The sequence below is a fragment of the Ktedonobacter robiniae genome (assembly GCF_016587375.1).
Lineage (GTDB): Bacteria > Chloroflexota > Ktedonobacteria > Ktedonobacterales > Ktedonobacteraceae > Ktedonobacter > Ktedonobacter robiniae.
On sequence record NZ_BNJG01000001.1, the window covers coordinates 441,601 to 466,937 of the forward strand.

Annotated in this window: 18 protein-coding genes; 8 read left to right on the top strand and 10 right to left on the bottom strand. The window is 56.0% G+C overall.

Features of this window, described 5'->3' with window-relative positions; genetic code table 11:
• Positions 1-7 precede the first annotated feature (7 nt).
• Positions 8-979 carry a carbohydrate ABC transporter permease gene (locus tag JMJ04_RS01810; protein WP_201368861.1) on the top strand — a complete coding sequence of 324 codons (972 nt, stop codon included), beginning with the start codon at positions 8-10 and terminating at the stop codon, positions 977-979.
• Positions 980-1,012: 33 nt separating this feature from the next.
• Positions 1,013-1,900, top strand: a complete 888-nt coding sequence (locus JMJ04_RS01815) for a carbohydrate ABC transporter permease (RefSeq protein ID WP_201368862.1) — start codon at positions 1,013-1,015, stop codon at positions 1,898-1,900.
• A 60-nt stretch (positions 1,901-1,960) separates the two neighbouring features.
• Here JMJ04_RS01815 and JMJ04_RS01820 read toward each other — a convergent pair whose 3' ends face one another.
• From JMJ04_RS01820 to JMJ04_RS01835, 4 genes are all read right to left on the bottom strand, one after another.
• On the bottom strand, positions 1,961-3,199 hold the full coding sequence (locus tag JMJ04_RS01820; protein ID WP_201368863.1) for an ABC transporter substrate-binding protein: 1,239 nt from the start codon (positions 3,197-3,199) through the stop codon (positions 1,961-1,963).
• A gap of 85 nt (positions 3,200-3,284) precedes the next feature.
• The gene (locus JMJ04_RS01825; RefSeq protein ID WP_201368864.1) at positions 3,285-3,455 is read right to left on the bottom strand and encodes a hypothetical protein; all 171 of its coding nucleotides are present in this window, start codon (positions 3,453-3,455) and stop codon (positions 3,285-3,287) included.
• A gap of 126 nt (positions 3,456-3,581) precedes the next feature.
• Positions 3,582-5,639: a HEAT repeat domain-containing protein gene (locus tag JMJ04_RS01830; RefSeq protein WP_201368865.1), complete on the bottom strand. Its 2,058-nt coding sequence runs from the start codon at positions 5,637-5,639 to the stop codon at positions 3,582-3,584.
• Positions 5,609-6,292, bottom strand: coding sequence for an RNA polymerase sigma factor (locus tag JMJ04_RS01835; RefSeq protein ID WP_201368866.1), 684 nt, complete (start codon positions 6,290-6,292; stop codon positions 5,609-5,611). Before JMJ04_RS01835 ends, JMJ04_RS01830 begins: the two co-directional genes overlap by 31 nt.
• A 322-nt stretch (positions 6,293-6,614) precedes the next feature.
• Between JMJ04_RS01835 and JMJ04_RS01840 the strand changes: the two genes are divergently transcribed.
• The 3 genes from JMJ04_RS01840 to JMJ04_RS01850 all read left to right on the top strand — a co-directional run bounded on the left by JMJ04_RS01840 (position 6,615) and on the right by JMJ04_RS01850 (position 9,206).
• Positions 6,615-7,196 carry an HdeD family acid-resistance protein gene (locus tag JMJ04_RS01840; RefSeq protein WP_201368867.1) on the top strand — a complete coding sequence of 194 codons (582 nt, stop codon included), beginning with the start codon at positions 6,615-6,617 and terminating at the stop codon, positions 7,194-7,196.
• A 167-nt stretch (positions 7,197-7,363) separates the two neighbouring features.
• Positions 7,364-8,035, top strand: coding sequence for a nucleotide exchange factor GrpE (locus JMJ04_RS01845; protein ID WP_236038109.1), 672 nt, complete (start codon positions 7,364-7,366; stop codon positions 8,033-8,035).
• Between the two features lie 187 nt (positions 8,036-8,222).
• A complete protein-coding gene (locus tag JMJ04_RS01850) occupies positions 8,223-9,206 on the top strand; it encodes a DnaJ C-terminal domain-containing protein (RefSeq protein WP_201368869.1) in 984 nt (327 codons plus the stop codon).
• 65 nt (positions 9,207-9,271) lie between these two features.
• Here the strand turns inward: JMJ04_RS01850 and JMJ04_RS01855 are convergent, their stop codons facing one another.
• From JMJ04_RS01855 to JMJ04_RS01870, 4 genes are all read right to left on the bottom strand, one after another.
• On the bottom strand, positions 9,272-9,808 hold the full coding sequence (locus JMJ04_RS01855) for a fasciclin domain-containing protein (protein WP_201368870.1): 537 nt from the start codon (positions 9,806-9,808) through the stop codon (positions 9,272-9,274).
• A gap of 87 nt (positions 9,809-9,895) precedes the next feature.
• Entirely contained in the window at positions 9,896-12,019 is a 2,124-nt protein-coding gene (locus JMJ04_RS01860; protein ID WP_201368871.1) for a WD40 repeat domain-containing serine/threonine protein kinase, read from the bottom strand.
• A 48-nt stretch (positions 12,020-12,067) separates the two neighbouring features.
• On the bottom strand, positions 12,068-14,227 hold the full coding sequence (locus JMJ04_RS01865) for a WD40 repeat domain-containing serine/threonine protein kinase (RefSeq protein ID WP_201368872.1): 2,160 nt from the start codon (positions 14,225-14,227) through the stop codon (positions 12,068-12,070).
• A gap of 318 nt (positions 14,228-14,545) precedes the next feature.
• Positions 14,546-14,839, bottom strand: coding sequence for a hypothetical protein (locus JMJ04_RS01870; protein WP_201368873.1), 294 nt, complete (start codon positions 14,837-14,839; stop codon positions 14,546-14,548).
• 468 nt (positions 14,840-15,307) lie between these two features.
• Between JMJ04_RS01870 and glpK the strand changes: the two genes are divergently transcribed.
• A complete protein-coding gene (gene glpK / locus JMJ04_RS01875; protein WP_201368874.1) occupies positions 15,308-16,798 on the top strand; it encodes a glycerol kinase GlpK in 1,491 nt (496 codons plus the stop codon).
• A 69-nt stretch (positions 16,799-16,867) separates the two neighbouring features.
• Here the strand turns inward: glpK and glpD are convergent, their stop codons facing one another.
• Positions 16,868-18,571: a glycerol-3-phosphate dehydrogenase gene (gene glpD / locus JMJ04_RS01880; RefSeq protein WP_201368875.1), complete on the bottom strand. Its 1,704-nt coding sequence runs from the start codon at positions 18,569-18,571 to the stop codon at positions 16,868-16,870.
• Positions 18,572-19,000: 429 nt separating this feature from the next.
• Here glpD and JMJ04_RS01885 point away from each other — a divergent pair, with 429 nt between their 5' ends.
• Positions 19,001-20,275, top strand: coding sequence for a GNAT family N-acetyltransferase (locus tag JMJ04_RS01885; RefSeq protein WP_201368876.1), 1,275 nt, complete (start codon positions 19,001-19,003; stop codon positions 20,273-20,275).
• A gap of 67 nt (positions 20,276-20,342) precedes the next feature.
• Here JMJ04_RS01885 and JMJ04_RS01890 read toward each other — a convergent pair whose 3' ends face one another.
• Entirely contained in the window at positions 20,343-24,209 is a 3,867-nt protein-coding gene (locus tag JMJ04_RS01890) for a protein kinase domain-containing protein (protein ID WP_201368877.1), read from the bottom strand.
• A gap of 212 nt (positions 24,210-24,421) precedes the next feature.
• Here JMJ04_RS01890 and JMJ04_RS01895 point away from each other — a divergent pair, with 212 nt between their 5' ends.
• On the top strand, positions 24,422-25,294 hold the full coding sequence (locus JMJ04_RS01895) for an SMP-30/gluconolactonase/LRE family protein (RefSeq protein ID WP_201368878.1): 873 nt from the start codon (positions 24,422-24,424) through the stop codon (positions 25,292-25,294).
• The last annotated feature ends 43 nt before the right edge of the window (positions 25,295-25,337 follow it).

The following is a 25,337-nucleotide window of genomic DNA, read 5'->3' on the forward strand; positions in this document are numbered from 1 at the left end:
TTTTGCTATGGCAGCATCACCACAACCTGCGGCGACGCCAGGACTGGTTAGCGGTGAGAAAAAACCCGCCTCGCCCCGCTTCAAAGGGGCCTCTGAGGGTCGCCGTCGCGACGCCGTCGCCGCTTATCTCTTCCTACTCCCATATCTATTTGTCCTGATCGTTTTCTACCTGGTGACCATGCTCTACGGCCTGGGACTCAGCTTCTACAAGGTCGATATTGGCTTTACCATCCCTCGCTTCGTTGGCATTCGCAACTACCAGAATCTCTTCAACCAGCTCTCATACGCCGCCGATAGCGACTTCTGGGTCTCGATGGTCAATGTCTTGAAATACACAGTGTTCGTGGTGATCGGGCAGACGATACTTGGCCTGCTGCTGGCATTGCTGCTCCAGGCTATCGCTCCCCGCCTGCGTGGCCTCTTCCGCAGTGTCTTCTATCTTCCCGCTGTGACCTCATCAGTGGCGGTCTCACTGATGTTCCTCTGGTTCTATAATCCCCAAGGACTGATCAATTACATGCTCTCGCTTCTACGCTTGCCAGGCCCCCACTGGCTTGAAGACCCCAACTTCGCGCTCCCGGCCATTATGATGCTCAATATCTGGACGACCTCAGCCACCTTTATGCTCTACTTCCTGGCTGCGATCCAGGATCTCCCCCTGGAACTCTATGAGGCGGCGCGTGTCGACGGCGCCAATCGCTGGCATCTCTTCCTCAATCTGACAATACCTTTGCTACGCCCAACCATCTTCCTGGTCGTGGCCCTTGGGACCATCAGTAGCTTCCAGCTCTTCGACCAGGTCAAGTTTATGACGGAGGGCGGACCACTCAACTCTACCCTGACGCCGGTGCTTGAGATTTATAACGCGGCCTTTAAAGATAATAACTTTGGTCTCGCGGCATCCATGTCCGTGCTGCTCTTCGTTGTCATCTTCATTGTGACCATAGTTCAGCGCCGCCTGATCGACGTCAATAACTAGGCCAAATCACCGGTTGGAAGAAGGAGAATTGCTATGGCCCAGACCCAGACAATCAACAAACCACTCGATACCAGCCAGCAAGAGAGCGAGAAGCCACGCAGGCCATTTCGCTGGTACAATGTCTTTCTCTATGCGATGCTTCTCGTGTTTACGATTACATCGCTCGGTCCCTTCATTTTTACCTTCCTGTCATCCTTCAAGACCTTCTCGCATATTCTGGATTACCCTCCAACGCTGCTGCCTAACCCGGTGACCTACGATAACTTCGCCCGCCTAATCAGCGATCCCGACTTCTTACGCTGGATCCTCAATTCGGGCATTTACGCGGTGAGTGTGGCCGCGCTAGATGTGCTCTTCTCGGCTATGGCTGGTTATGCCCTCTCGCGCCTCAAGTTCCGTGGGCGCGAGGTCATCTTTCTGGCGACGCTGGCCGTGATGATGATTCCCGCCCCAATCACGATTATCCCCAAGTTTTTGATCATGAATAGCGTGCATCTCGTAAATACCTACTTCGCACTGATCCTCCCTGTTATGGCCCAGCCCTTCGCGGTCTTTCTAATGGTTCAGTTTATGAAGAGCCTGCCACGCGAGCTAGAGGAATCGGCCATGCTAGATGGCGCGTCGCGCTGGACCATCTTTACACAGGTCATCCTGCCTCTTGTGAAGCCCGCACTGATCGCGGTCGCTATCATCAGCTTCCAGGGCGCCTGGAACGATTTCCTCTGGCCCCTGCTTGTTCTCAATAGCCGCAATATGTATACCCTACCTCTGGGCATGTTCTTCTATAAGAGTGCCTACTATACCGAGTACAACCTGCTTATCGCAGGTTCGATGTTTAATACCATCCCCATGTTCATCCTCTTCTTTATCTTCCAGCGTTACTTCATCGAAGGCGCCACCAGTGCCGCCGTCAAAGGGTAAGAAAGTATGAAAAGCCTGTTGCGCAAAATGCGCAACAGGCTTTTCATACTTTCACCTGATTTATGGGCTTAAAATCTGATTGACCTGCATTGCCGCCCGGTTCAGAGCCGCTTGAGAACTGGTCTGACTAAAGAGGACGCTTTGAATGGCCAGGTTGAGTCGGTCGTGAATATACTGGTCATACTTACCAAAGTTATCCAGGTAGCCGTAGTTGGCGCCTTCAAACAAGACGTTAATCTTAGGGTGTGCCTGAAGGTATGCATTTATATTCATGTTCCTCAATGTTGGCAGCGCGAAGCCAGCCTGGAGTTGGCTACGCTGTACATCCTGCCCGGTCATGTAGTGAATCAATTCCCAGGAGGCTTCTGGATGCTTGCTCTGGGCGGATGCGGCCCAGGCATTGGTGTAAATCAAGTTGGCCTGCTTACCACCTGGACCTTTGGGAAGAGGCGCGATGCCGTAGTCGGTCTGAGGGTAGTTCTGCTGTATATAGGTCACAAGCCAGCCGCCCTCAATGACCATCGCCGAGTGCCCCATGCCAAAGGCGTCAAACTCTTCCTGGGCGGTCGCCGGCACAAGCGCGGTTGGCAGCGTAGAAGAGGCGTCCTGGCGCATAAAGCTGGTATAGTAATTCATCGCCTCGACCCCGGCCTTACTATTAAAGGTGGCGCGCGTGCCATCAGGGCTAAGCACCGAGCCGCCGTTCGCGAGGAGAAAGGCCAGCCAGCGCGAGGAGTCAAGCTGGAGCGTCAGGCCATACGTCTGCGCTCTCCCCTGGGCGTCTACGCTTGTTAGCTTCTGAGCGGTTGTACGCAGGTCCTGCCACGTCCAATTCGGGCCTGGCTCTGGAAGATGGGCGGCTGCGAAGAGGCGCTTATTATAGAAGACACCAAGCGCGTTCCAATCCTTGGGCAAACCGTAGACCTGCCCACGCTTACAACTAAATGAGCTGATTAATCCTGGATAAAAATCAGTGGCGGCAACCTTGTCACGCGCCATGTAGGGAGAGAGATTGAGCAAGACACCCTGACTGATATAAATATTGGCCATACGCGGTTGCAAATAAAAGACGTCCGGCATCTGACCACGCTTGAGATCAGCTTGAATCGCGCTACTATAGTCCCCGCGAATGAGTTCTTTCTTGATAAGGATATTCGGGTGCAGGCGCTGAAATTGCTGTAGATTGGCTTCCACAAGCGCATCCTCGACTGGCGAAGACGACCAGTAGGCCACGGTCAATGTGACCTTTCCTTGCTCTGGGAGCGCCACTCGAGTGTTTGTCTGTTGTGGGCACTCCATAAAGGGGTCGCCACTCCTCAAGGAGTACTGACCGCTCTCCCTGCCGCCCCCCTGAGAACCTTCATTCCCGCTTCCTCCTGTGCTACTACCAGTACATGCCAGCATCATTACCATCATGCACAGGAGCAAAGGAGTAACCACGCGTCTCATACTGTACCTCCACCGGTGCCACACGGCCAATAGGACTACTCGCTTCGTCGCGATCTGGGCTATTGAGACACATTATATTCGCCGCTACCAATCTACACAGCATCATACGCAACCCACACTCCCCTGTCAATAGGCACTACCATATCACAAAAGACGTTCAAATCGGGGTAAAAAGCAAAAGAGACAGGCGCCTATCGACCCATCTCTCTAGCCTTCTGGGAGAGGATCAAACTCAATTTTTGACTCCCCATACAAACAGCGTGCCATTCTCGTCAACGGAGGCGACCTGCAAGCCATCGGGGGACCAGGCTACGTCTGTGACAATGTGTTTATGCTGCTCAAATGAGCCATCCGCGCACCCCGAGGGATCGCATAGTTGAATACTGCCATCGCTGCTCGCCGTGGCAAAACGGAGGGCATTTGTGCTCTGTAAAGGAGACCAGGCGCTAACAACCGAGGCTTTGCCATTCACCAGCACAATGCCATCGGCAGCAAATTGCTTCAACAACCACCGTTTAGCTCCATCCTGGCCGTTTGTCCCGATAAGATACATACTATCAGGCGACCATGCCAGCGAATCGAGGGCATAGGTAGGATAGGCCGTCCCAACTGGAAGCAATATACCATGCCCCACGATCTCCAGCGTGTTACCGTTGTTTACCATCTCAGGCGTACTACTGGCAATGGCCAGCATAGCGGCATCATCCGAAAATGCAAGGGCGGTCACACGGCGATTGAGCGTGGGATAGGTTGTAAAGGGCGTGCGACTATTCCAGTGCCAGAGCTGTACCCTTCCCCGGGCGCCTGTCACACTATCATTGTTGTTCAGTGCAAGTGCGATAGTATTGCCATCGCGTGAAAGCGTAGCGACGGTATACCGGCTTGCCTCTCCTGGTAATGTATAGTTACTTTGCGCATCGCTGCCCTGGTAATTCACAAAGATGCGCGTCACGACAAGCTGTTGATTCAGGTTAAGGTCAACAATGGTGAGGCCATCCTGGCTCCACTGCATCGCGAGCACAGATCCAAAGACACCAAAGCTCTTATCGCATACCTGGCGCGAGACATCACAGACTTGGATATAGCCTGCCTCGTCTGCGAAGGCCAGCAGGTGCTGCCCATGGCGCGCACCTCGATACGCGGTCGGCGCCCAGGAGACCTTCTCAATACTGCGCGCATTGACATAGCTAAAGTAGGTCTCAGTGCGCCCCACTCCAGCAGCGGGGGGATGCGTCCACGAGCGTAGGGAGAGCCAGCCTCCAATGAGGAAAAGCAAGAGGGCAACCGCGAGCAGGCGTCCTCCCCACCGCTGCCAGGGCGTCGCGCTGCGTGGCGCACGCTCCCGGTATTTCGCGTGGGCTCGCCCACCCCGTCTCTCCGCACCTGTTCCCCACTCTGGGCGTGACACTTGCTCCTGTGGCACATCATCAACCACCTGTTCAGCTTCCACGACACCAGTAGAGAGACCTTCACTATTGTCCGACTGAGCGCCAGGTGTCCCGGTCTGTTCAAGCGATAAGGCAGGATCAGTAAGCGGGAGCAATAGCGAATCGGTATTCGTGGATGAGGCAGAGGGTGTTTGTGCGATATGCCGCCTGAGCGCTCCATCTTCCGACCCGCGCTCATGATCTGCCTGATCCAGTTGCGCACGCACAAAAGGCTCCAGGGAAACCTGTTCGTTTAATTCGCCCAGGGCCTGAATAGCGGCTTCACGTACAAGATTGGACTCATCAGTAAGCCCTTCGACCAGGATATTTACTGGCGCGCGCTCCCCCATTTGCCCCAGGGACCACACCACAGTCGCGCGTACTGTGGGATCGGTATCGTGCCAGGATTTACAGAGGAGATCGAGAGGAGCACGCTGGCCTTGCTTGCCCAGGGCGCGGGCCGCCTCTGCTCGAACCTGCCACTGCTCATCGCGCAAAGCTTCGGCTAGAATAGACACCGATGCCCGCTCTCCTCTACTACCCAACGCTCGCACGGCCGCCGCGCGCACAGCCTCATGCTCATCATGTAAGGCCGCTAGCAGTATCTCTGGCGCTATATCTTCCTGCCTGCGCGCCAGTTCTCGCAAGGCCATTACCTTTTGCTGCCAGTTCTCCTGCTGAAGGGCGGCGCGTAGCTGGTCATGCGAGAGGGCGCGCGCCTGTTGACGCACCTTCCCCAGACCCAGGTGCGCGAGCACTGGTGACTCAGATGGGGCAGAAGCACTATCCAGAGGTGTGGATGGGGCTGATGCAGGCTCCTGCTTGTCACGATTTAGTTGTGATCGGTAGGCATCAAACTCCATTGGCTTGCTTTCTTTGGTTTCCCCTCATTTTTGCTCTTCGTGACTTTTTTCACCGGTTCGGCTGAACCGGTAGGGATACCGGGGCGCGCCTCTTCAAAGGTCTTGCGCAAGAGCTTAACGCCCCTATGCACATACACCTTCACCGTCCCCAGGGGCTGCTCAAGCACATCCGCGATCTCCTGGTACGTCAAGTCCTCAAAAAAATACAGACTCACCACGTCGCGATAATGCGCCGGCAAGAGCGCAACCAGTAGCTCCAGTTCCTGCCGACTCTCAGCCAGTTCAAAGGCTCGCTCCGGCTGTGCATTATGCTCATCCTCGCGCCCAAGGTGTGGGCTCTCATCTGAAGTATCGAGATAAATGGATGGAGGCGCTTTCACACGCCCGGTATAGTTGCAATAGACATTCCAGGTAATCTTATAGAGCCAGGCACGCGCTTTTAGCATCTGTATACGCTCTGGAGAATACGTCTCCAGAGCCATATAGGCACGCAAAAAGGCCTCCTGTACGATGTCTTCTGCGTCTTGCATGCTCCCTACCCGCCGGTACACGAAGGCACAGAGCTGGTGCCAGTAGAGCACAACCAGTTCTTCATAGTACCGTTCGACGTCATCGGCGAATAGAGCCAGCAAATTTTCTCCTGCCGGTTTCATAGCTCTTTTTAACCATGCGCTTTATATTTTTCTCTACCAACTACAACACAAGCATTCAGCCAATGGTTACAATTAGCACCATCAATCCGGCACGTCTCCTCAAAAAGGGCATGTCTTCTTTACGTATGATAGCACAGCAGGAGGGGATGAGAGCGAGTCCAGGTATATGCGCGATAGCAAAACGAATTCACAAATGAATTCAATGCTTCAGTCGGGCTTTCACCTATGCGTCATGCTAGTAGGAGAGGCCCTCCTTTTTGGTTCAGGGCTGTCTCACTCCAAGCACTAAATGCAGTATTATACGTAGTGAGGAGGAACACGCATGCAACGAACAGACGATTTCTACCAGGGCGCATATGGCACGATGGGGTCCACCTGGCTTATGGCCATACGTGGTGTCGTCGCTATCATCTTTGGCATTGCAGCACTCTTATGGCCGGGCCGAACACTGCTTATCCTGGTCTACCTGTTCGGAGCGTTCGCTATCGTTGATGGCATTCTTGCCGCCGTTGCCTCGGTGCAGCTGCGCCATCTGACAAACTACTGGTGGATCATTCTGCTGGAGGGCATCTTTGGCATCATCATTGGTATCGCCTCCTTTGCCTTGCCCGGCGTGACCGCGCTGGCACTCCTGTTCCTTGTCGCGATCTGGGCCATTCTCACAGGCATTCTGGAGCTTGTGAGCGCTTTTTCGGGACGCGCACCAGTCAGGCGTGAATGGGCAATGGGTATCGCGGGCGTGCTCTCTATCGTGCTGGGTATCTTGCTTATTGCCCAGCCACGAGCTGGACTCCTCACGCTCGTCTGGCTCATCGGCATCTACGCCATTGCCTGGGGCTTTACCCTGTTCGTGCGTGCGTTTCAACATCGCGAGCCTCATTCCCGTATGCCTGGCACCATCTAGCCAGGCATACGGGCGCCGTATTTTATCTTTTATTGTACCAGGGATTTTTTACCTACTTCTGATCCGAAAACCCTGAGCGCGCGTGTCCCCAAATGGGGGAAGCGCTCGTCACGCCAGTGACGTCGGGTTTCGGAATAAGATCCTAAAGGAGATTTTTAGCAGTGAGTATGCCACAGCAACCATTTGGCAATCCACAACAGCAGCCCGACTATACCCCTGCCGAGGAACAGGTCGTCCCGCAGGATGTCTCAGACCAGCCAACCATGCGCACAGAAGCAGTCAATAGCCAACAAGTTCAGGCTCAGCAAGCGATGCCTGGCAATGAGGAAGGCGTCGATACGGATGTCGCAACCCTCGAACGCGAGCTCACTGAGGCTCAGCGCCAGGCCGGCGAGTATCTGAGCATGACTCAACGCCTGCAAGCTGACTTTATCAACTATAAGCGGCGCGTGACCCAGGAGCAGTCCGAGAGTCGCCTGCAAGCCCAGGCCCAGGTCATTGAACATATCCTTCCCGTGCTCGATGACCTGGGGCGCGCCCTGATGGCTGTTCCACCTGAACTGACCCAGCATCCCTGGGCGCAGGGCATCCAGCTCACTTCACGCCAATTGGTCTCAGCCCTCCAGCAACTGGGTGTACGCCAGGTCGGCATGCCAGGTGAACTCTTTAATCCTCACTGGCATGAGGCCTTGATGAAAGAGCCACGCCCCGATCTTCCAGAAGGGACGGTCGCCCAGGTCTATCGCCCAGGCTATGTCTTTGGCGAACGCGTCATCCGGCCAGCCCAGGTCACAGTGGCAGGTCCCGCTCCATCAGGAGAACAGAACGTGAACCAGTAGAGAATAAATTTTGCCAGAAATGTGTTATCATTCTCTAGAAGAGACTGCTAGCAGTCCGGGAACAGGAGAGCCAGAAGTTTATGTGCTCTCCTGTCTTCAGGCTATGGACCCACTCTCTTCACCGCTCTAGCGCTTGAAGGTCCTTGTATTTTTCGCACAATAACTAGCAGCGTAGGAGAACCGATCGATGGCAGTTGATTATAAAGATTATTACAAAGTACTTGGTGTTAGCAAAGACGCCGATAAGGATGCAATTCGTAAGGCATTTCGTAAGCTAGCGCGCCAGTATCATCCCGATCTCAATCCTAATAACAAGGAAGCAGAAGAGAAGTTTAAAGAGATCAATGAGGCATATGAGGTGCTGGCCGATCCTGAGAAACGCAAGAAATACGACGAACTCAGCGATTACTATCAGCAGTATGGAACCTGGCCTGGGGCAGGTGGCGGAGCCAGCAATTTTAGCGGTGGCAACTATCGCTATCGCACGGTCAGCGAGGAGGACCTGTCCGATCTCTTTGGTGGCCAATCGCCCTTCTCGGACTTCTTTGAGACCTTCTTCCACTCTGGCTTTGGTGGCCAGGGGGGAGGTAGTCCCTTTGGCAATGTACGTAGCCAGCGTGGTGCTCAGCGTAGTGCTCAGCGTGGACGCGTCGCCCAGACCCAGGGCCAAGATGTCGAGACAGAGGTAGAGGTCACACTCGCCGAAGCGTATCAGGGCACCACGCGCACCCTGCAACTCGCCGCACCTGACGGCAGCACCCGGCGTCTTGAGGTCAAGATACCCGCAGGGGTCAACGAGGGTGGGCGCATTCGCATCGCCAAACAGGGCCTGGACGGTGGCGATCTCTACCTCAACATTCGCCTGCGTCCCGACGCACAGTTTGTGCGCGAGGGCGCCACCCTGCGCACAGTGATCGATGTTCCCCTCAAGAATGCGATCCTGGGCGGCGAGGCCCAGGTCCCCACACCCGACGGAAAACGCCTCCTGCTGCGCATCCCTGAGGGAACGGCCAATGGGCAATCCTTCCGCCTGCGCGGGAAGGGCATGTCACGCGTAGGCAAAGGCGATGAGCGCGGCGACCTCTACGCGGAGGTACGCGTCCAGCTCCCGCCCAAGCTGAATGAGGAGCAGAAGCGCCTCTTCCAGGCCTTCGCGGACTCCCTCCACTAAACTTACAGGCATGATAAGCTGGAGCTGCTAAAGCAGCTCCAGCTTATCATGCCTGTAGACTCTTCTCACGCTCCTGGCCCCTGCACCTCATGCCGCATTAATTCATCGGGATTATAGATTGTAGCATAATGCTCAACACCTGGTTGTAGAAACTCCTTCAGATCCAGGTCAGGGGGCATCAGCAGACCATCTAGTGTATGAATGACCCCATTTGAAGCGAAGAGATCTGCCTCCAGAACGGGTACGCCACCTACCCGCATGGGATTGCGCATATCAATCGTCAGGAGGCGGCCTGTGCGGGTCTGAAGCTGAATCGTAGTAGAGTGACTCTGCTCCACCTCCCGGCGCAAATCCGCAAGCGAGATACGCTCAGGCACGATATGGTAATCAAGCAAATACTTGAGCTTGCTGAGGTGCTTCAACAAATCAAACTCGTTCACATCCTTCAGCTCATTCAAAGCCTGGTCATGCGGCGCGAATAGGGTGATCTGTGTATCCTCCTGCAAGAGATACTCCAGGCCAACCGCGCGCACTAACGCGTCCAGGTCATGAAAAGTATAGGGGTAACTTCGCTCTTCAAGAATGTCGATGATCCGCTCCATAAGTTTTTCTCTCTTCGTGTGAAAAGGGGTGAGGATGCATGTATCGAGATCACGAAGAGCGAAGAAGAAACGTTTCTCGGCAGAAGACTAGCCGGGAGCGCGCCAGACGCGGGCCGTGGCGTCACCATTGGTTGTGGAAAACCCTTCGTCCAGGCCGCTGCCACTGAGCAGCATGCGGCTATCTGGTGACCAGGAAACAGAACAAATGGGTTGTGTATGCCCGCGATAGACTTTGACCACTTTGCCTCGTTGCGCTCCCCCTTGCATCTGCCAGACATAGAGATTGGCATCCTTGTTTTCATAGTCTCGCGCCCCTAACAGGTAGCGCCCATCTGGCGACCAGGCTAACACCTGGGGTCCCTTCAAGGCTGGTGCGCAGGCAAACACAACTCGCTGGCGCGCCACATCCCATACCTGTACATCCGCATTTTGATACGAGACCGCCAGCATCGTACCATCCGGCGACCAGGCCAGGGCCTGCGCATCCACATCTGCGCGGGTGAAGAGGGCCTGCACCTTGCCATACGCCCCCGCTTGAGTGCTCCACAGGTTCACCAACTCGCGAGAATTCTCGCCGCGCGCGTCACTACTCTGTGTTAATGAGGCGATTGCGCGCCCGCCGGGTTCCCATTGCAGCATAGAATCAAGCTGGCCTTGGGGAAACTTGACCGTGTTGTCTATATAGACCTGTTTCTTCTGGCGCACATCCCATATCTCAAGCCCATTGCTGGTGACCAGGACCAGAAAGTCGCCCCCAGGCGACCAGTACATATTCAGAAGATAATGGGGCGTGGCTAATGTCTCATAGATGTCGGCGTTGAGATGGCCCAGGAGCAGGCCCCTATCTGTTGCTAGCGCGTACTGCTTCCCATCGGGGGCCAGGCAGATATTTTTTAAGAGCGTGGTCCCATACAGCCTGGCCCCAGGATACAACCATTGCTCGTTCGCGCCGGTCTGGGCATCCCATAGATAGGCATCGGTATCATCGAGAAATGTCAGCACGCGCTTGCTATCAGGGAGCCAGGCGACATAACCAACCTTCTGGTGTGCTCGGCGATAGACAGCGATTTCATCTTCAGTGACCACTGGCGGCGCTTTCCGCCAGAACCAGAAGCATCCTAGAGCACCAAGACCCGCAACGCCTGCCACACCAACACCCCCAACCAGCAAGGCACGCCGTGACAGGCGAGATGTGGAAGGGGCAGGCTTCTCCGGTGGCACAGGTATCTGTACCTGCTGCTGGCGCCTTTCGGTCGCTTGCAGCGCCACCGCTACCTGCTCGGAGGCAGAAGCCTGTAGCGTCCTCGAAGCTCCAAACAGGGTTCCATAGTCTCTAGAAGCCCGCTCGCGCATCCTTCGATCCCCTCCGTGGACAATATCGGGCGCGCTCACAGCGGCACTAGCCTGGGCAAAGGACTGGGCAAACGCAAGCATAGAAGGAAAACGCTTCTCCGGCTCTTTCGCCAGCGCACGCAGGACAACCTGCTCCAGTTCGTCAGGGAACTCGGGCTGATAGTAACGCAAAGGATAAGGAGGGGTGAGCAGGTGTTGCGCCAGCACCTCAGAGGTAGAGCCTATGAAAGGGGTCTGGCCACAGAGCCACTCGTACGCCACGATACCAAGCGCATACTGGTCGCTGGCGGCACCAGGCTTCCCTTGCAACTGCTCGGGCGCCATATAGAAAATTGTACCTGCAATCGTATCCTGTGCATGCTCTTCACGCACACTATTGGCAATCATGGCAATGCCAAAATCACTGAGCAGCACCTGCCCTTCTCGATCTATCAGCAGATTCTCCGGTTTGATATCACGATGCACAATTTTATGCTCATGCGCGTACTGTAAGGAGGCGGCGACCTGCGCGATATAGGATGTTATCACCTTCAACGGTGGGCGCGTCCCCCGGGGATAGAGGGTGCGCGTGGTGCCCCTGGGGGCATACTGCATCGCCAGGTACGTCGACTCGCTCGCTTCATCTATACCAAATTCCAGGATACGCACAATACCAGGGTAGTTCAACTGCGCCAGTACTCGCGCCTCCTGCAGGAAGAGTTCCCTGTTCTCTTTTGTCAGGGCGGTAGGCATAACCTTGACCGCGGCCTGGCTCCCCAGGTAGCGATGCTCACCCAGATACACTGAGGCAAAGCCACCCTTCCCCAACAGCCTGGTCAGGTGATAGTTCCCAACTTGTCGCCCTCTATAGTCGCTCATAACTTTCTGCTGCTCCAAACCTTTTCACGGCCCTACCTGTGGCTGTCCTTATTCTGCCTGCCAGATATGCACAACGCTTCCATCCGTGGAGGCGATACGCGTGCTATCCGGCGACCAGGCCATAGCACGCACATAGTCTGTATGCTTTGCATAGGAACCCAAGAGCCGCTTCCGTGCGATATCCCAGACTGGCACTGCGGAGACATACCCCTGCGCCTGTAGCGAACCAATAGAGGCGGCCAACCGCGTGCCATCGGGCGACCAGGCCAGGGCTAGTACGCTCTCTCCATGCTGACCCGCCTGAAAAACCTCCTGCTGCGCGCCGCTAAACGCATCCCAGACGCGCACATGCCCCTCGATATACCCTGTCGCCACCAATCGCCCGCCTGGCTGCCACGCGATATGCAACGCATCGTGCTCCCCCGAGGGATTGCTCACCAGATCGCTGCCGTTATCTCGCCTCCAGGTCATAATACCAAGTAGCGCGATATCAACATCGCCTGAACTGCTACCCATACTAAAAGCGGTGGCAATATATTTTCCATCGGCAGACCACGCGGCATCAACGTTCGAGAGCAAGTGCAAACCAGGATGAGTTGTCTGCGTCTCCCCCGTGACCAGGTCCCACACAAGCAGATTTCCCAGGTTGGAGGCATTCTCCTGGTCCGATACGTTCTTCATCCCCAGGACGGACTTGCCATCGGGAGAAACGACTATAGGAATGGCATTTTCTCCACTATGATAGGTGGCTTGCACGACGCCGCTATGTGCCTTCCATACACGCACGCCCAACTTGCTCGAGCCTGGTGCTGCGCCCGCCTGTTGTCCATTGACGCAGACAAGAGTGTCGTTGTCACGCCAGTTGAGGCGGGTGATGCTTCCCAACTGCTCCCGCGGTTGCGCGCTCAACTTCCCCTGTCCGGCGTCCCATACCAGGACACGGTTGAGATCAGCGGAAGCGATCAGCCTTCCATCAGGCGACCAGCCCAAAGTGGTGATGGTGTTATAGCTCCCGGCCTGCTGGGGATCGTTATGAATATCATGTCCATTGAAGGTGAGCAGACGCGTTCCAAAGGGAGGTAGTGGCTTCTGCACTGGACTATGTGTCGCTTCTGGTGACGTACTCTGCGCCGCTTCCGGTCGCCTTAAGGCCCACCAGGAGACACCTCCGCCCACAGCAATAATGCCCGCCCCTAGCGCGATACTCCCCACTACCGCGCGTCGTGAGACACGACGAGTGCTTTCTGGTATGCGCTGTGTCTCCGCTTCGATCTGCCTCGTGGACAAGACCTCGTCCCAAGTTGGTATTTCCACGACGTGCTCGCGCTCCACTATGCCGGGTTGAGCCTGGTAGCCAGCTTCATATGGCCCGGGCTCTCCCAGGCATGCCTGCTCAAAGGCGCGGGAGAAGCTGCTGATGTCGGGGAAACGCTGATGAGGATCCTTCGCCAACGCCCGTTCTATGACGTGAGCAACGCCTGGATGGACATCTGGCAGCAGCGTGGTCAGAGAGGTTGGGGCCTGCGTGAGATGCTGGGAGAGAACCTCGCGGAAGGTTCCTGCGAAGAGCGGCTTCCCGCTCAGCCAGGTATACATAATCGCCGCCAGCGCATACTGATCGCTGGCGGGACGCGGATGGCCTTGAATGACCTCCGGCGCCATATAGTTGATCGAGCCAGCGAAGGCCTCTCTATGCTGCGAGTGCGTATGATGCGCAATAACAGCCAGGCCAAAATCACTCAAGAGCGCCTCATGAGCCACACCCAGCAGGACGTTCTCTGGCTTCATATCGCGATGGACGATACGCCGCTGATGCGCATAGGATAAGGCGTCCGCGATTTGCATGATATGCGGCAAAATAACATGGGGTTCATAGCATTGCCCCAGACGATAGCGCTGCTGCAAGGTTCCATTTGGAGCATAGGCCATCACGAGATAGGGGACATCTCCATCGATGCCACCCTCCAGCACACGAATAATGTTGGGGTGCTCCAGTTGCGCCAGGGTGCGTGCCTCAGCATAGAAAGCCTCCGCTTCGCGCTCCTGGATATGCGTATGCAGTACTTTGATCGCGGCCTGCATCTTCAGGTGGCGATGCTCGGCCAGGTACACCTCGGCAAAACTTCCACGCCCCAGCAATTGTGTCAGGCGATAGTTACCAAGGTGCTTACCCACCAGCCCGGCGTTGCCTGTTCCATATATTTCCATAAATATAAGACTCTCTCATTAACGGGGCTTAACCTGTCTATAGCGTCTACCATAGCATATTTAGAAATAGTTTGTATATGACATCCATCACATCATGAAGGAATTCCTCTTCTTAATGTCCGCCGCCAAAGGGCGGCGTGCTACTGGTGCATAATATGGCCTCCCGCGTGCCGCATGTGCTCTACACTCCCTGGGGGAAACGCCACACACCTTGTTCCTGGTCTAGGCACAAAATAAACCCGCCTTCGGATCTCCTGGGCGGGCGATCAGGCGGGTAAAATGCGTTGATAGTGTTATTTCGCCATCATTATCTACGCATCACTTGGTTTTGTTATGCTGACGCGGATGGGTCGTTCCTCCAGACTTATGTGGCTTTTGATGTGGCTTTTGATGCCCCTTCCCGTGGTGTTTGGGGCCTGGCGTGCCTTTTGGAGGACCGGCATAGGTGTCCTTGTGCAATAATGTGCTCACATGAGAAGTGCCATGCGTTCCCAGATTCATGGCATGGCTCGCTGCCAAGGCAGGAGTCCTGGTTCCCACAAGCAGACACAAGACCAGCATACAGGTGACCAGGAAGAGACCGATGCTCCTCTTCATCGCCGAAGCGCTCATGTTGCCTCCTTCATACCAATAACTGTCTTCGGACCTTCTCTCTACAAACCAATCTACTAGCTGCTCTTGAGAGCAGCTAGTGAGGTCAAAGATATAGCCGTGTTTTCACGTAGTACAGCTTTTCTCTTTTCCCTACGAGTATCAGTATAGATCGTCTCCAATGGTAGCAGTTGATGAACCGATTTCCATACCTACGTCTCACAAACGCGCAAGGGCCTGAAAAAGCCAATTCGCAAGTTTGCGCCCTACATCGGCTCTGGCCTGGTTTCAACACATCCACAAATCCAGGCGATACTTCAAGCGGCGCTCAGGCCGTGGCAATTCATCATGCCCATCTCTGGCCCTGACGCTCCCGCAGACGATTAGGGATCTATCAGGCTCTCATGCTAGAATACTGTGGGCACCGCTGCTCGCATTTTCACTACTACATTGCTGTTTGTTGCTCAAAGAACACGGAGGATTGTACGTATGGCCAAGTATGTATTAGCACTGGATCAGGGCACCACCAGCTCACGCGCGATTGTTTTTGACCATGATGGGGCAATCGTCAGCGTCGCCCAGCAGGAGTTTCCTCAGATCTATCCCGCTCCCGGCCTGGTCGAGCATAATCCCGAGGACATCTGGTCCAGTCAGTTGAGCGTTGCGCAGGAAGCCTTGAAAAAAGCCGGAGCCTCCTCTACCGACGTAGCGGCAATCGGTATCACGAACCAGCGTGAGACCGCCATCGCCTGGGAGAAGGCAACTGGCAAGCCTGTTTTCAACGCCATCGTCTGGCAGAGCCGCCTGACCGCTCCTATTTGTGATGAGCTCAAGACCAAGGGCTTTGACAAAGAGCTCCGCGCCCGTACTGGCCTGGTAACGGATGCCTATTTTTCTGGAACCAAGGTTAAGTGGATTCTCGACAACGTGGAGGGAGTACGTGAGAAGGCGGAGCGCGGCGAGGTCCTCTTCGGCAACGTCGATACCTTCCTAATCTGGCGCCTGACCAGGGGTCGCGTCCACGTTACCGACGCCACTAACGCCTCGCGCACCCTGCTCTACAATATCCACGAGGGAGAGTGGGACGATGTTATTCTCAAAGAGCTGGGCGTGCCACGCGCCATGCTCCCCGATGTGCGCCCCTCCAGCGAGGTCTACGGCGAGACCGATCCCGAGTTCTTCGGTGGCCCCATTAAAATCGCGGGTATCGCAGGTGACCAGCAGGCCGCGACCTTTGGCCAGGCCTGCTTTGAGATCGGTATGGCCAAGAACACCTATGGCACCGGCAGCTTTATGCTGATGAATACCGGTTCCGAGGCTGTTGAATCCAAGAATGGTCTCCTGACCACCATCGCCTGGCGCTTGCAGAATCAGACCACCTACGCCCTTGAGGGCAGCATCTTTATCACTGGCGCGGCTGTGCAGTGGCTACGCGACGGCCTGAAGGCGATCGAGAGCAGCGGCGATGTCGAGGGCCTAGCCAATACTGTTGAGGATAATGGCGGCATCTATCTCGTTCCCGCCTTCGTGGGCCTGGGCGCCCCCTACTGGGACTCCTACGCACGTGGCGCCATCCTCGGCCTGACTCGTGGCACCACGATGGGCCATATTGCCCGCGCCACTCTGGAATCGATGTGCTACCAGACACGCGATGTACTGGAGGCCATGGTCGCTGATAGCGGAGTCGATCTTAAGGCCCTGCGCGTCGATGGAGGCGCCGCGGTCAATAACACGCTGATGCAGTTCCAGGCCGATATCCTCGGCGTACCCGTACAGCGCCCCAAGGTCGCGGAGACCACCGCGCTGGGCTCCGCCTACCTGGCTGGTATCGCCACCAACTTCTGGGGCGGCCCCCAGGAGGTCGCGGCGCAATGGGCGATTGATCAGACCTTTGAGCCACGCATGAGTAAAGACCAGCGCGAAAAGCTCTATAAGGGCTGGAAAAAAGCCGTCGAGCGCTCCCTTCACTGGGAACAGTAGCTTGCTGGAGGTTGCATGAGAGGGGGAGCAGCATCGCGACGCTGCTCCCCCTCTCTGTTCTACGGATACTTAGCTCTCTACAGCCTGCACAGGCTCAATCGCTGGAGCAGCGGACTCCTCCTTCAACTCCTGACGGAAGGTCTGGCTCTTGGCGACCGCAGCCTGGTAGCGCTGCTCTTGCTTAGCACGCTCCTCTTCGGGCCAGCCGCAGAGCGTGCTCATCTCCTTGAGGACCCGTGGCAGGGCCGCCAGCCCCTGGTCCTGAGTATAACCTAGCATTGTCCGTCGTAACAGGAAGTCTTCGGCGTCCACACAGAACTCGCGCGCAACGGCATGATGGATCTGCGCCACAATGTCCAGGTAGGCGGGATGGATACGCTCCCCCAATTCTGGCTGCCTGCGCAACAGGGCGAAGATGCTTAACGCCTCCGTCCCATATAAGCTCAAGAGATGTTCGACCTGCTCATTTAATAGACTCAGGCTCTCGCTCTCTTTGTAAAGCAGGTCGCGCATATAGCGCAGGCTCTCGTCCCGCCCCTGGGTTCGAACACTCAGGCGCGCACCGGGCAGAGGAACCTTCGCGGTCTGCGCTCGCGCCGAGAGCCCCAGTTTCTGGCAGGCCATGTCTACGGCGTCTTCCGCAATACCGCGATACGCCGTAATCTTGCCACCCACCACCGCCATGTAGCCGTGTAGATTATCGGTTTTGGCATAGTTGACCAGGGCATGCTTGCGTGAGACGGCCGACTCGCTTACACCCTCCTTACGCACCAGGGCACGCAGCCCAGCCGTGGTATAGTAAATCTTGCGCCACTGCGCCTCCGGGAGAAACGCCTCGACCGAGTCGCGCAGGTAGTCGACATCCTCACCATTGGCGCGTACCAGGTCGGGCGAGTCATCGTAATCAGTATCGGTTGTACCGACCCAGGCATAGCCCTGCCAGGGAATGACGAAGAAGAGACGGTCATCCTTGCGCGCAAAGAGAACCAGGGCATGGTTGCTCGCGGGAGGGGAGGTAAAGTGAATGCCCTTGGTCATGCGTACGCGGTGACTAGGCTTATGCAGCAGCTTGCCCGTCAGGCTATCGAGCCAGGGTCCAGCCGCGTTGATAACCAGGCGCGCTCGGACCTCACGCTCCTCCCCACCGCGCTCATGCCGCACCTTGACCCCGGTAATCTCCTCTCCTTCTCGCAACAGACCCACAACCCGCGTGTGATTCCAGATATGCGCGCCATGGTCGCGAGCATCGAGAATGTTCTCCATAACCAGACGCTCGGTCGATGGCACCTGCGCATCATAGTAGCACAGCGCCCCTTGCAGGCCATCAGGATTGAGCAGCGGCTCACGCTTCAACACCTCTTCCCGATTCCAGAAGTTATGGTTCGGCAGGCTCTTATCATAGGAGAGTAGGTCGTAGAGGATCATGCCCATTTTGAGCCTGGCACGATAAAATAGACTGCGTGACCACATCGGTACAACAAAGCGGAGCGGATTGACCAGGTGAGGGGCAATACGTAACAAGATCTCACGCTCACCCAGGTCCTGGCGCACCAGGCCAAAATCGAACATTTCCAGGTAGCGCAGCCCCCCATGGATCAGGCGCGTTGAAGTCGAAGAGGTTCCCGCGGCAAAGTCATCCTTCTCAAAGAGAGCCACTCTTAAGCCGCGTAGAGCCGCATCACGTGCAATACCCGCCCCCACGATTCCTCCGCCAATAATAACGACATCGAAAAGCTCTCCTTCGAGTTGCGTGAAAGGAGATATTGTACTCATAGCCTGTTCCACTCCAGTCTTCTTTTAGAACTCTCTATCTCTACTATGCCAGCCCGCCCGAAGAGAAACAAAAAAAGCCCTAAGCCTTCTTTATCTATCTTCGGCTCAGGACTTTTCAAATCAGTGTCCCAGGTTATATTACGTTGCAATCAAGTCAATCGCTCCATGCTTGCATATGAGCACGCTGACTGCCGTATTTTTAGCTGCAATATTTTTTACCGTTCAATTATACCTGAAGCATGGGTGTTTGTCAAGTTATTTTTGGTTCCTGAGCGCCGCAGCGGGCCGAGGCAGAGGAAGCGCCACATGGAGGCCGTTCGCGTTTGACGCGGATGCTACCTGGATGTTACCTTTAGGGAGGACCACACCGCCCCGGACTTTTTCGCCAGCGATCCAGCCTGGCTAGCTATTTCAGAGGAGAGATCTCTTATGACCATCGCCGTTCGCCAACTCGCAACGCCAGAGGAGATGGACCAGCAGTTTATCTGGGCCGACCAGGCCTTCGCACCCACGCCCGATCCCGCCAATGCGCGCGCCTGGGGCCAGACGGTCTTGACGCAGCCTGACTTCCGCCCCCAACAACTACGCGGTGCCTTCCGCGAAGAGGCGCAACTGGGCGGCTATGGGCTCAATGAATGGATACTGCGCATAGGCGAGGCTCGTATCTCCACCGGCTGCATTGGCATGGTCGTCACCAACTCCAGCCAGCGTAAGCAGGGGGTAGCGACGGCTATGATGCGCGACGCGATCCAGTTTGCGCGCGAACAGGGTCATAGCCTGCTCCTGCTGGATGGCATTCCAAATTTCTATTATCGCTACGGCTATACCGATGTCTTTGATTCTTCTACTGAGGAGATCAATCGCGCGGCCATCCTGGCTCATCCCGCAAGCTCCCATACCGTGCGCCAGGCCACGCCAGAGGATGCACAGTCCATACGCGATCTCTACGAGCGCCGTCTGAGCGGTTTTACTGGCAGCTTTGAGCGCTCGCGCGAGAAACAAGAACACCTGTTGCGCCACCGCTTTGGCAAAAATACAATCTTACTCGCCATATCCCCCGAAGGCAAGGTTGAGGGCTATGTGCTTGCTTCACGTGCTCCAAGCCCGGCCGTGGCTCTAGAGCTCTGTGCCGACAACTGGCCTGCCCAGATCGCGCTCATGCAGGCACACGCACATCTCTCTGATGGACCAGAGACGCCGGCGACACATACCTATTATCTCCCGCCTACCTCAGAAGAACTCTATCGCGCCATCGCCCATCTCGAAGTGCCCGATACCTCCCACTGGCACGGCCCTGCTGAAGAATGGGGCATCCGCACAGTGCAGGCGCACCATCGCTACGCGGGCTGGATGGGGCGCATTGTTCATCTACCGACCTTCCTCGATGCCCTGCTGCCCGAGTTGCAAGCTCGCTGGCGCCGCTCCCTGGCCCACTGGTCAGGCAAGCTACATTTCCTGGTGGGCGAGGAAAGCTATACACTTGGCATCTCTGGCTCCGAGCTTCAGAGTACCACGAAGCCAAACGATAATGCGAGCACCTTCCAATGCTCGCCCCAGGACTTCGCGCAACTGGTCCTTGGCTATCGCCCCCTCTCGTGGACCCTCACACAGCAGCCACAAGAGCTTTCATCAACTGAGCAGACCGTGTTGCAACAGCTCTTTCCGCCCAGCCAACCCTGGATCAGTTTTAGCGACTGGTTCTAGACGACTGGTTCTAAAAATATAGAAGATTGCGTTTGTCTGCGACATACGCAATCTTCTATATACTATCCTAATGCTTTATACGCCGCTCTCGTACCAGCAAGATGCCCTCATGGGGAGCCATCTGCCCCTGAATACGTTTCTCCAGCAAGACGAGAGCAATGTAGAGATCCAGGTAGTGCCCCAGCACGCGTTCAACAGACGCTTCCGCTTGCTGTGGCCCCCCACCTGCTACCATCCCGGAATGCTCTTCACTCCCCTGATCAGGTGAACCCGAGGGGCGCGCCCGCCAGTCATAGACATAGAGTGCCAGCGAGAGCAGAATACTTCTCACATACCTGCGCAGATAGTCCTCGCTCTCATTATTCGGTCTCGATGCCTCTTCATAGAGGGGCATGAGGCGCGAACGATCCAGCATAAAAGCCAGCATCCGCTCCAACTCGTGCATTTGCAGACGCACACGCTGAAACTCGCGCGCACTATTGCGCACAAACGCTGCCAGGTGTTCCTGCATAAAGGCAAAGGTAGGCGCCAGGTCGCGACCACGATCCAGGTTGCAGGCGTTCTCACGCGTGCATGCCAGCGTCAAGAGACGATCATAGGAGAGCGGGCGCCCCTGATCTAAATCCATACTGCTGGCAAGCGCGACAACGTGCGCGCGTTGTATGGCTCGCTTAAGCGCCTGGGCCTGCTCGATTCTGAACTGGATCTTGCGCACACGCATAAGGGCGCGCTCGCTCTCCCTGGTCTCCGCAAGCGAGTACGCGCCAGAGAGGGCATGGTAGAAAGAGCTGAGCAACGGCTCCATCTGCGCGAGCAGCTCTCCCAGTGTGGTGGCAACGTCGCCAACCAATTGTAAAGGCAGTTCGTGCTCCCAGATATGGTGCAGTATTTTATACATATTCTGCATAACAGGCTTATCGTAGATCTTGAGTAGCGCCTGCACACACTCGATAACGCGTGTCAGAGTCTGCTCCAGCTCCTGGCTGAGCTTGCTATTATAGGTGAGATCCTGCTTATACACTTCCATGAGGATGCGTCGCAGGGCCTCAGGTGATGAGGCGTCCTCTTCGACCCAGGCAAATCCCTGGCCCAGCTCCACCCAGTAGCCTAGCGAGGCTGACAGCCTGGATCTGACGCTCTTATCCGCGCCTATCAGCCGAGCCTCAGCACGCGTGGGCAAGCGGTAATACCAGGCGCCAGGCTCCCGCTCATTGAGCCAGTCACAGAATGCCACAGCGTCCGTTGGGCGCATTCCCAGTACAGGCATATGCCCCTGCCCATATTCAAATGCCGAAATAGATAAATGGTCCGGCAAGCAGTTATTGCCTTGAGCGCGCTGCTCATCCAGGAAGAGCTGGTACTCAGCACAGGTCACAAAAGAGGGGTTGAGATAGACCTCCCCATGCAGGTGCAGCATCTGCTGTAAGCGACGGGTGAGCAGGACATTGGTAATCAAACGCCGCCGCTCTACGTCGCTATCCTCTACCCCCTGCTTGAGCAAGGTCTCCAAACGCAGGCGAACCTCGGGCTGGACTTTCAAGGCTTCGCGCTGGCATTCAAGCGCCAGGGTCAGCGTGGCGACCGAGGTCTGAGCATCCAGGCAGGCGGCGATAACAGGGGTGGCATCGGCCTGAGCGCAGTAGAGGCGGATCGTTTCATGCCACCAGCTAATAGCAATCTGCTCTACCAGGAAGTTGCCCAGCCCCTCCTCTTTGATATGCACAGCGGCCAGGTACTCTTGAAAGGTGAGGTGCGCGAAACTATATACCCCCTGCTCCCGCTCCAGTAAGAGGCCACTGGTATTCTCCAACTGGCGTAAAAAGGCCGCTGGTTCCAGGCTCGTGCCGAGCTGGGATAGTGGAGCCTGAATGATGCGATAGGCGTCTTCAAAGGGGATATCGCGTATCCCCATACAGAGCATCGAGAAAGCCAGGGAGCGCAACACCTCGCGTTTCTGCGCCACGGTAAAGTCTAGCGCGATGCCTTTCGCCTCCTGGCGCTTGCCCAGGAAGACATCACAGATCTCGTCATAGAGCATCACGCGCTTCACTGGTAGTGTATCGCGATAGCGGTGCACCGTCGCGATCATCGTCAGCAAGAGGGGATTGACCGCCAGGGCTATCAACGCCGGATTTTCATACAGACGTCCCAGCAAATCGTCCGCACCGCTCCGCGCTTTCGCTCGTACCTCCAGGTCGTCGCGCTGGGCGCTCATAATTTCGTTGGCCTGGTACCAGTTATAGATAAAGCGCTCGACCTGGGCACGTGTAAAGACGCTCATCTCCAGCACAGTAACGCCCGTCAGCGGGTTACTCCGGTAGCCAAAGGGGCGAGAGGTAATAATAAAGCGGTTCTGGCCATAGACCAGCATCTGCTGCTGCACCCAGTTCACCACCTGCTTGCGCGCCTGGAGGTCCGCGACCTCGTCAATACCATCCAGAAAGATCAGGCAATTGCCACTCTCCAGGCGCTGCTTCAGCCAACCTGCGGGCATACTCTGCCGCCAATATTTCTTGTGGTGATCAGCAGCGGCTTCCTCTAAGGTATAGCGCTCGCCGCGACGTTTGATGGTCTGAGCATGATCTCGCAGAAAGAGCAGAACCGGCAGTTTTGTAGGAATAGCACTTCCCTGCTCCAATCTGCGCCGGCTCGCCAGCGTTAGCACCATATGCTTTAAGAGCGTTGTCTTACCACTGCCAGGGGAGCCAACAACCACAAAATGTTGCTGCTGTAAGGCTGAAGATGCGAGAAAATCCCAGATCTGGTGCTCGCCTGGCGCAAGGTCCGGGCGCACACGCAATGGGTCAGCCGATACCTGGTGGACGGGCGTTGGCACCATACTCAGCTCGACAAAGACTTGCTCCAGGGCCAGTGTATACATACTCTGCGTTCCTAGACCCTTCACATCCAGGTCGCGGTGCTGGGAGAGCAGATAGTGACAGTAGCGCTTATGCACGCTTGAGAGGTTCCACTGCATACGGACATCTAGCCAGCTTGCAATCTGCTTAACGGCAACCAGGGGCGCCGTCACCAGGTGCACAGGCGCACCCACCTGCTGAGCGGGAACGGGTATCATGCCCGTGGTGGTGGAGAGCCGTGCTTCAGAAGACGCTTCTATTGTGTTGGCCGCCTCCGCGAGCGCCAGCGCAAAGGCCTCAACCGTGGAAAAACGTTGCTGGGGTTCTTTGGCGAGAGCGGTTTGAATGACCTGTTCGACGGCCAGGGGGAGCGAGGGCCGCTTGGCGCGCAAAGAGGGAATATCCGCGAAGAGGTGCTGGCTCCCAATCTCAGCCAGCGTTCCCTGAAAAGGGGGCGCGCCTGTCAGCAGTTCATATGCAATGACCGCCAGGGCATACTGATCGCTGGCGGCACAGGGATTCCCCTGATGCTGCTCAGGGGCCATGTAGGCAACGGTTCCACCGAAGTGAGGGTGGCTACGCAAATACGAACTACGCAAGATAACGGCGATGCCAAAATCACTGAGCTGGTACTGCCCTTGCGCACCAATCAGCACATTCTCTGGTTTGACATCCCGGTGGACGATCCCTCTTTCGTGCGCATACTGCAGCGCTGCCGCAAGTTGCTTAATACAGGCCACAACCTCAGGCAGAGAGAGCGTATTCCCCGTCTCACAACGCTGACGCAGCGTTCCATGGGGAGCATACTCGACGACAAGAAAGGGAATGCGCTCTCTCCCTTCAAGGCCGAAGTCGAGCACATGGACGATGTTCGGATGATTGAGCGCGGCAATCGTACGCGCCTCTTGCAAAAAAGCCTGCACATCTTGATAGAGAAATGCCGTTTGTTGAACTTTGATCGCGGCCTGGCGCTCCAGGTAGAGATGCTGGCCCAGGTACACTTCTGCGTAACTTCCCTCTCCAAGCAGGCGTACCAGTTGATAACTACCAAATTGCGCCCCAACACGGTCAACCATCAGAACATCTCCTACAAATACATACTTGCAAATATCTCGTTCCGAAAACCACTCTTGTATACTAAAGATGCAAGCTAAACCTGTCAAGGTATATAGTTTAAGTAATTTCTCCTTCCCCATCCAAATTTTGATGAGTCAATATACAACTATCTCAAATAACGGTGGGAATGGAGAAAATTGTAACAACGAAAGGAGCCGTAGAGCAACCACCCATGAGCAATGCAGTACTCTTTTTCCCGGCACAAAACTTTCTTGGCGAGGGTCCACTCTGGAACGTGGATGAGCAGGCGCTGTACTGGGTCGATATCATCGGTCAACATTTTCATTGCCTCGACCCGCGCACTATGCTGCATGAGAGCTTCGACGTTGGCACACCTGTCTGTGTGCTTGCCTTCCGCAAGAGCGGCGGATTGGTTATGGCGCTACGCGATGGCTTCGCCTACTGGAATGCCCAGGAGAAACGTCCCGAATATATCGTGCGCCCACTGGAGCATCTGAACAATGTCCGCTTCAACGATGGCGCTGTTGACTGCGCGGGACGCTTCTGGGCTGGCACCATGAGTACCACCGGCGATCTGAACTCAGGAGTGCTCTATCGCCTCGATCCCGATGGCTCACTCCATGTGATGGACACCGGCTTTGGCATTTCAAACGGCCTCGGCTGGAGTCCGGATAACACCATTATGTATCTGACCGATTCGCCTCGACGGATTATTTATGCCTATGACTTCGCGGCCACAACCGGCGCCATTAGCAATAAACGTGTCTTTGTTCAGCTTTCCAATGATCCACCTCAGCCCGATGGCCTGGTCGTGGATAGCCAGGGCTATGTCTGGAGCGCGCACTGGGACGGGGGCTGCGTCACTCGCTACGCCCCAGATGGCTCCGTAGAGCGTGTCATCCAGGTCGCGGCCCCGCACTCCTCCGCCTGCGTCTTTGGTGGGCCAGCGCTCACCGATCTCTATATCACCAGCGCCCAACAGGGTCTCTCGCAGGAGCAGCTCAAGCAGTATCCGCTCTCTGGTGACCTCTTCCGCTACCAGAGCGATGTACCCGGCCTGCCAAAATTTCAATTTGCTGGCTAAGATGCGCTACTGACGTACGCGCCTACGCATAGAGGGATATATA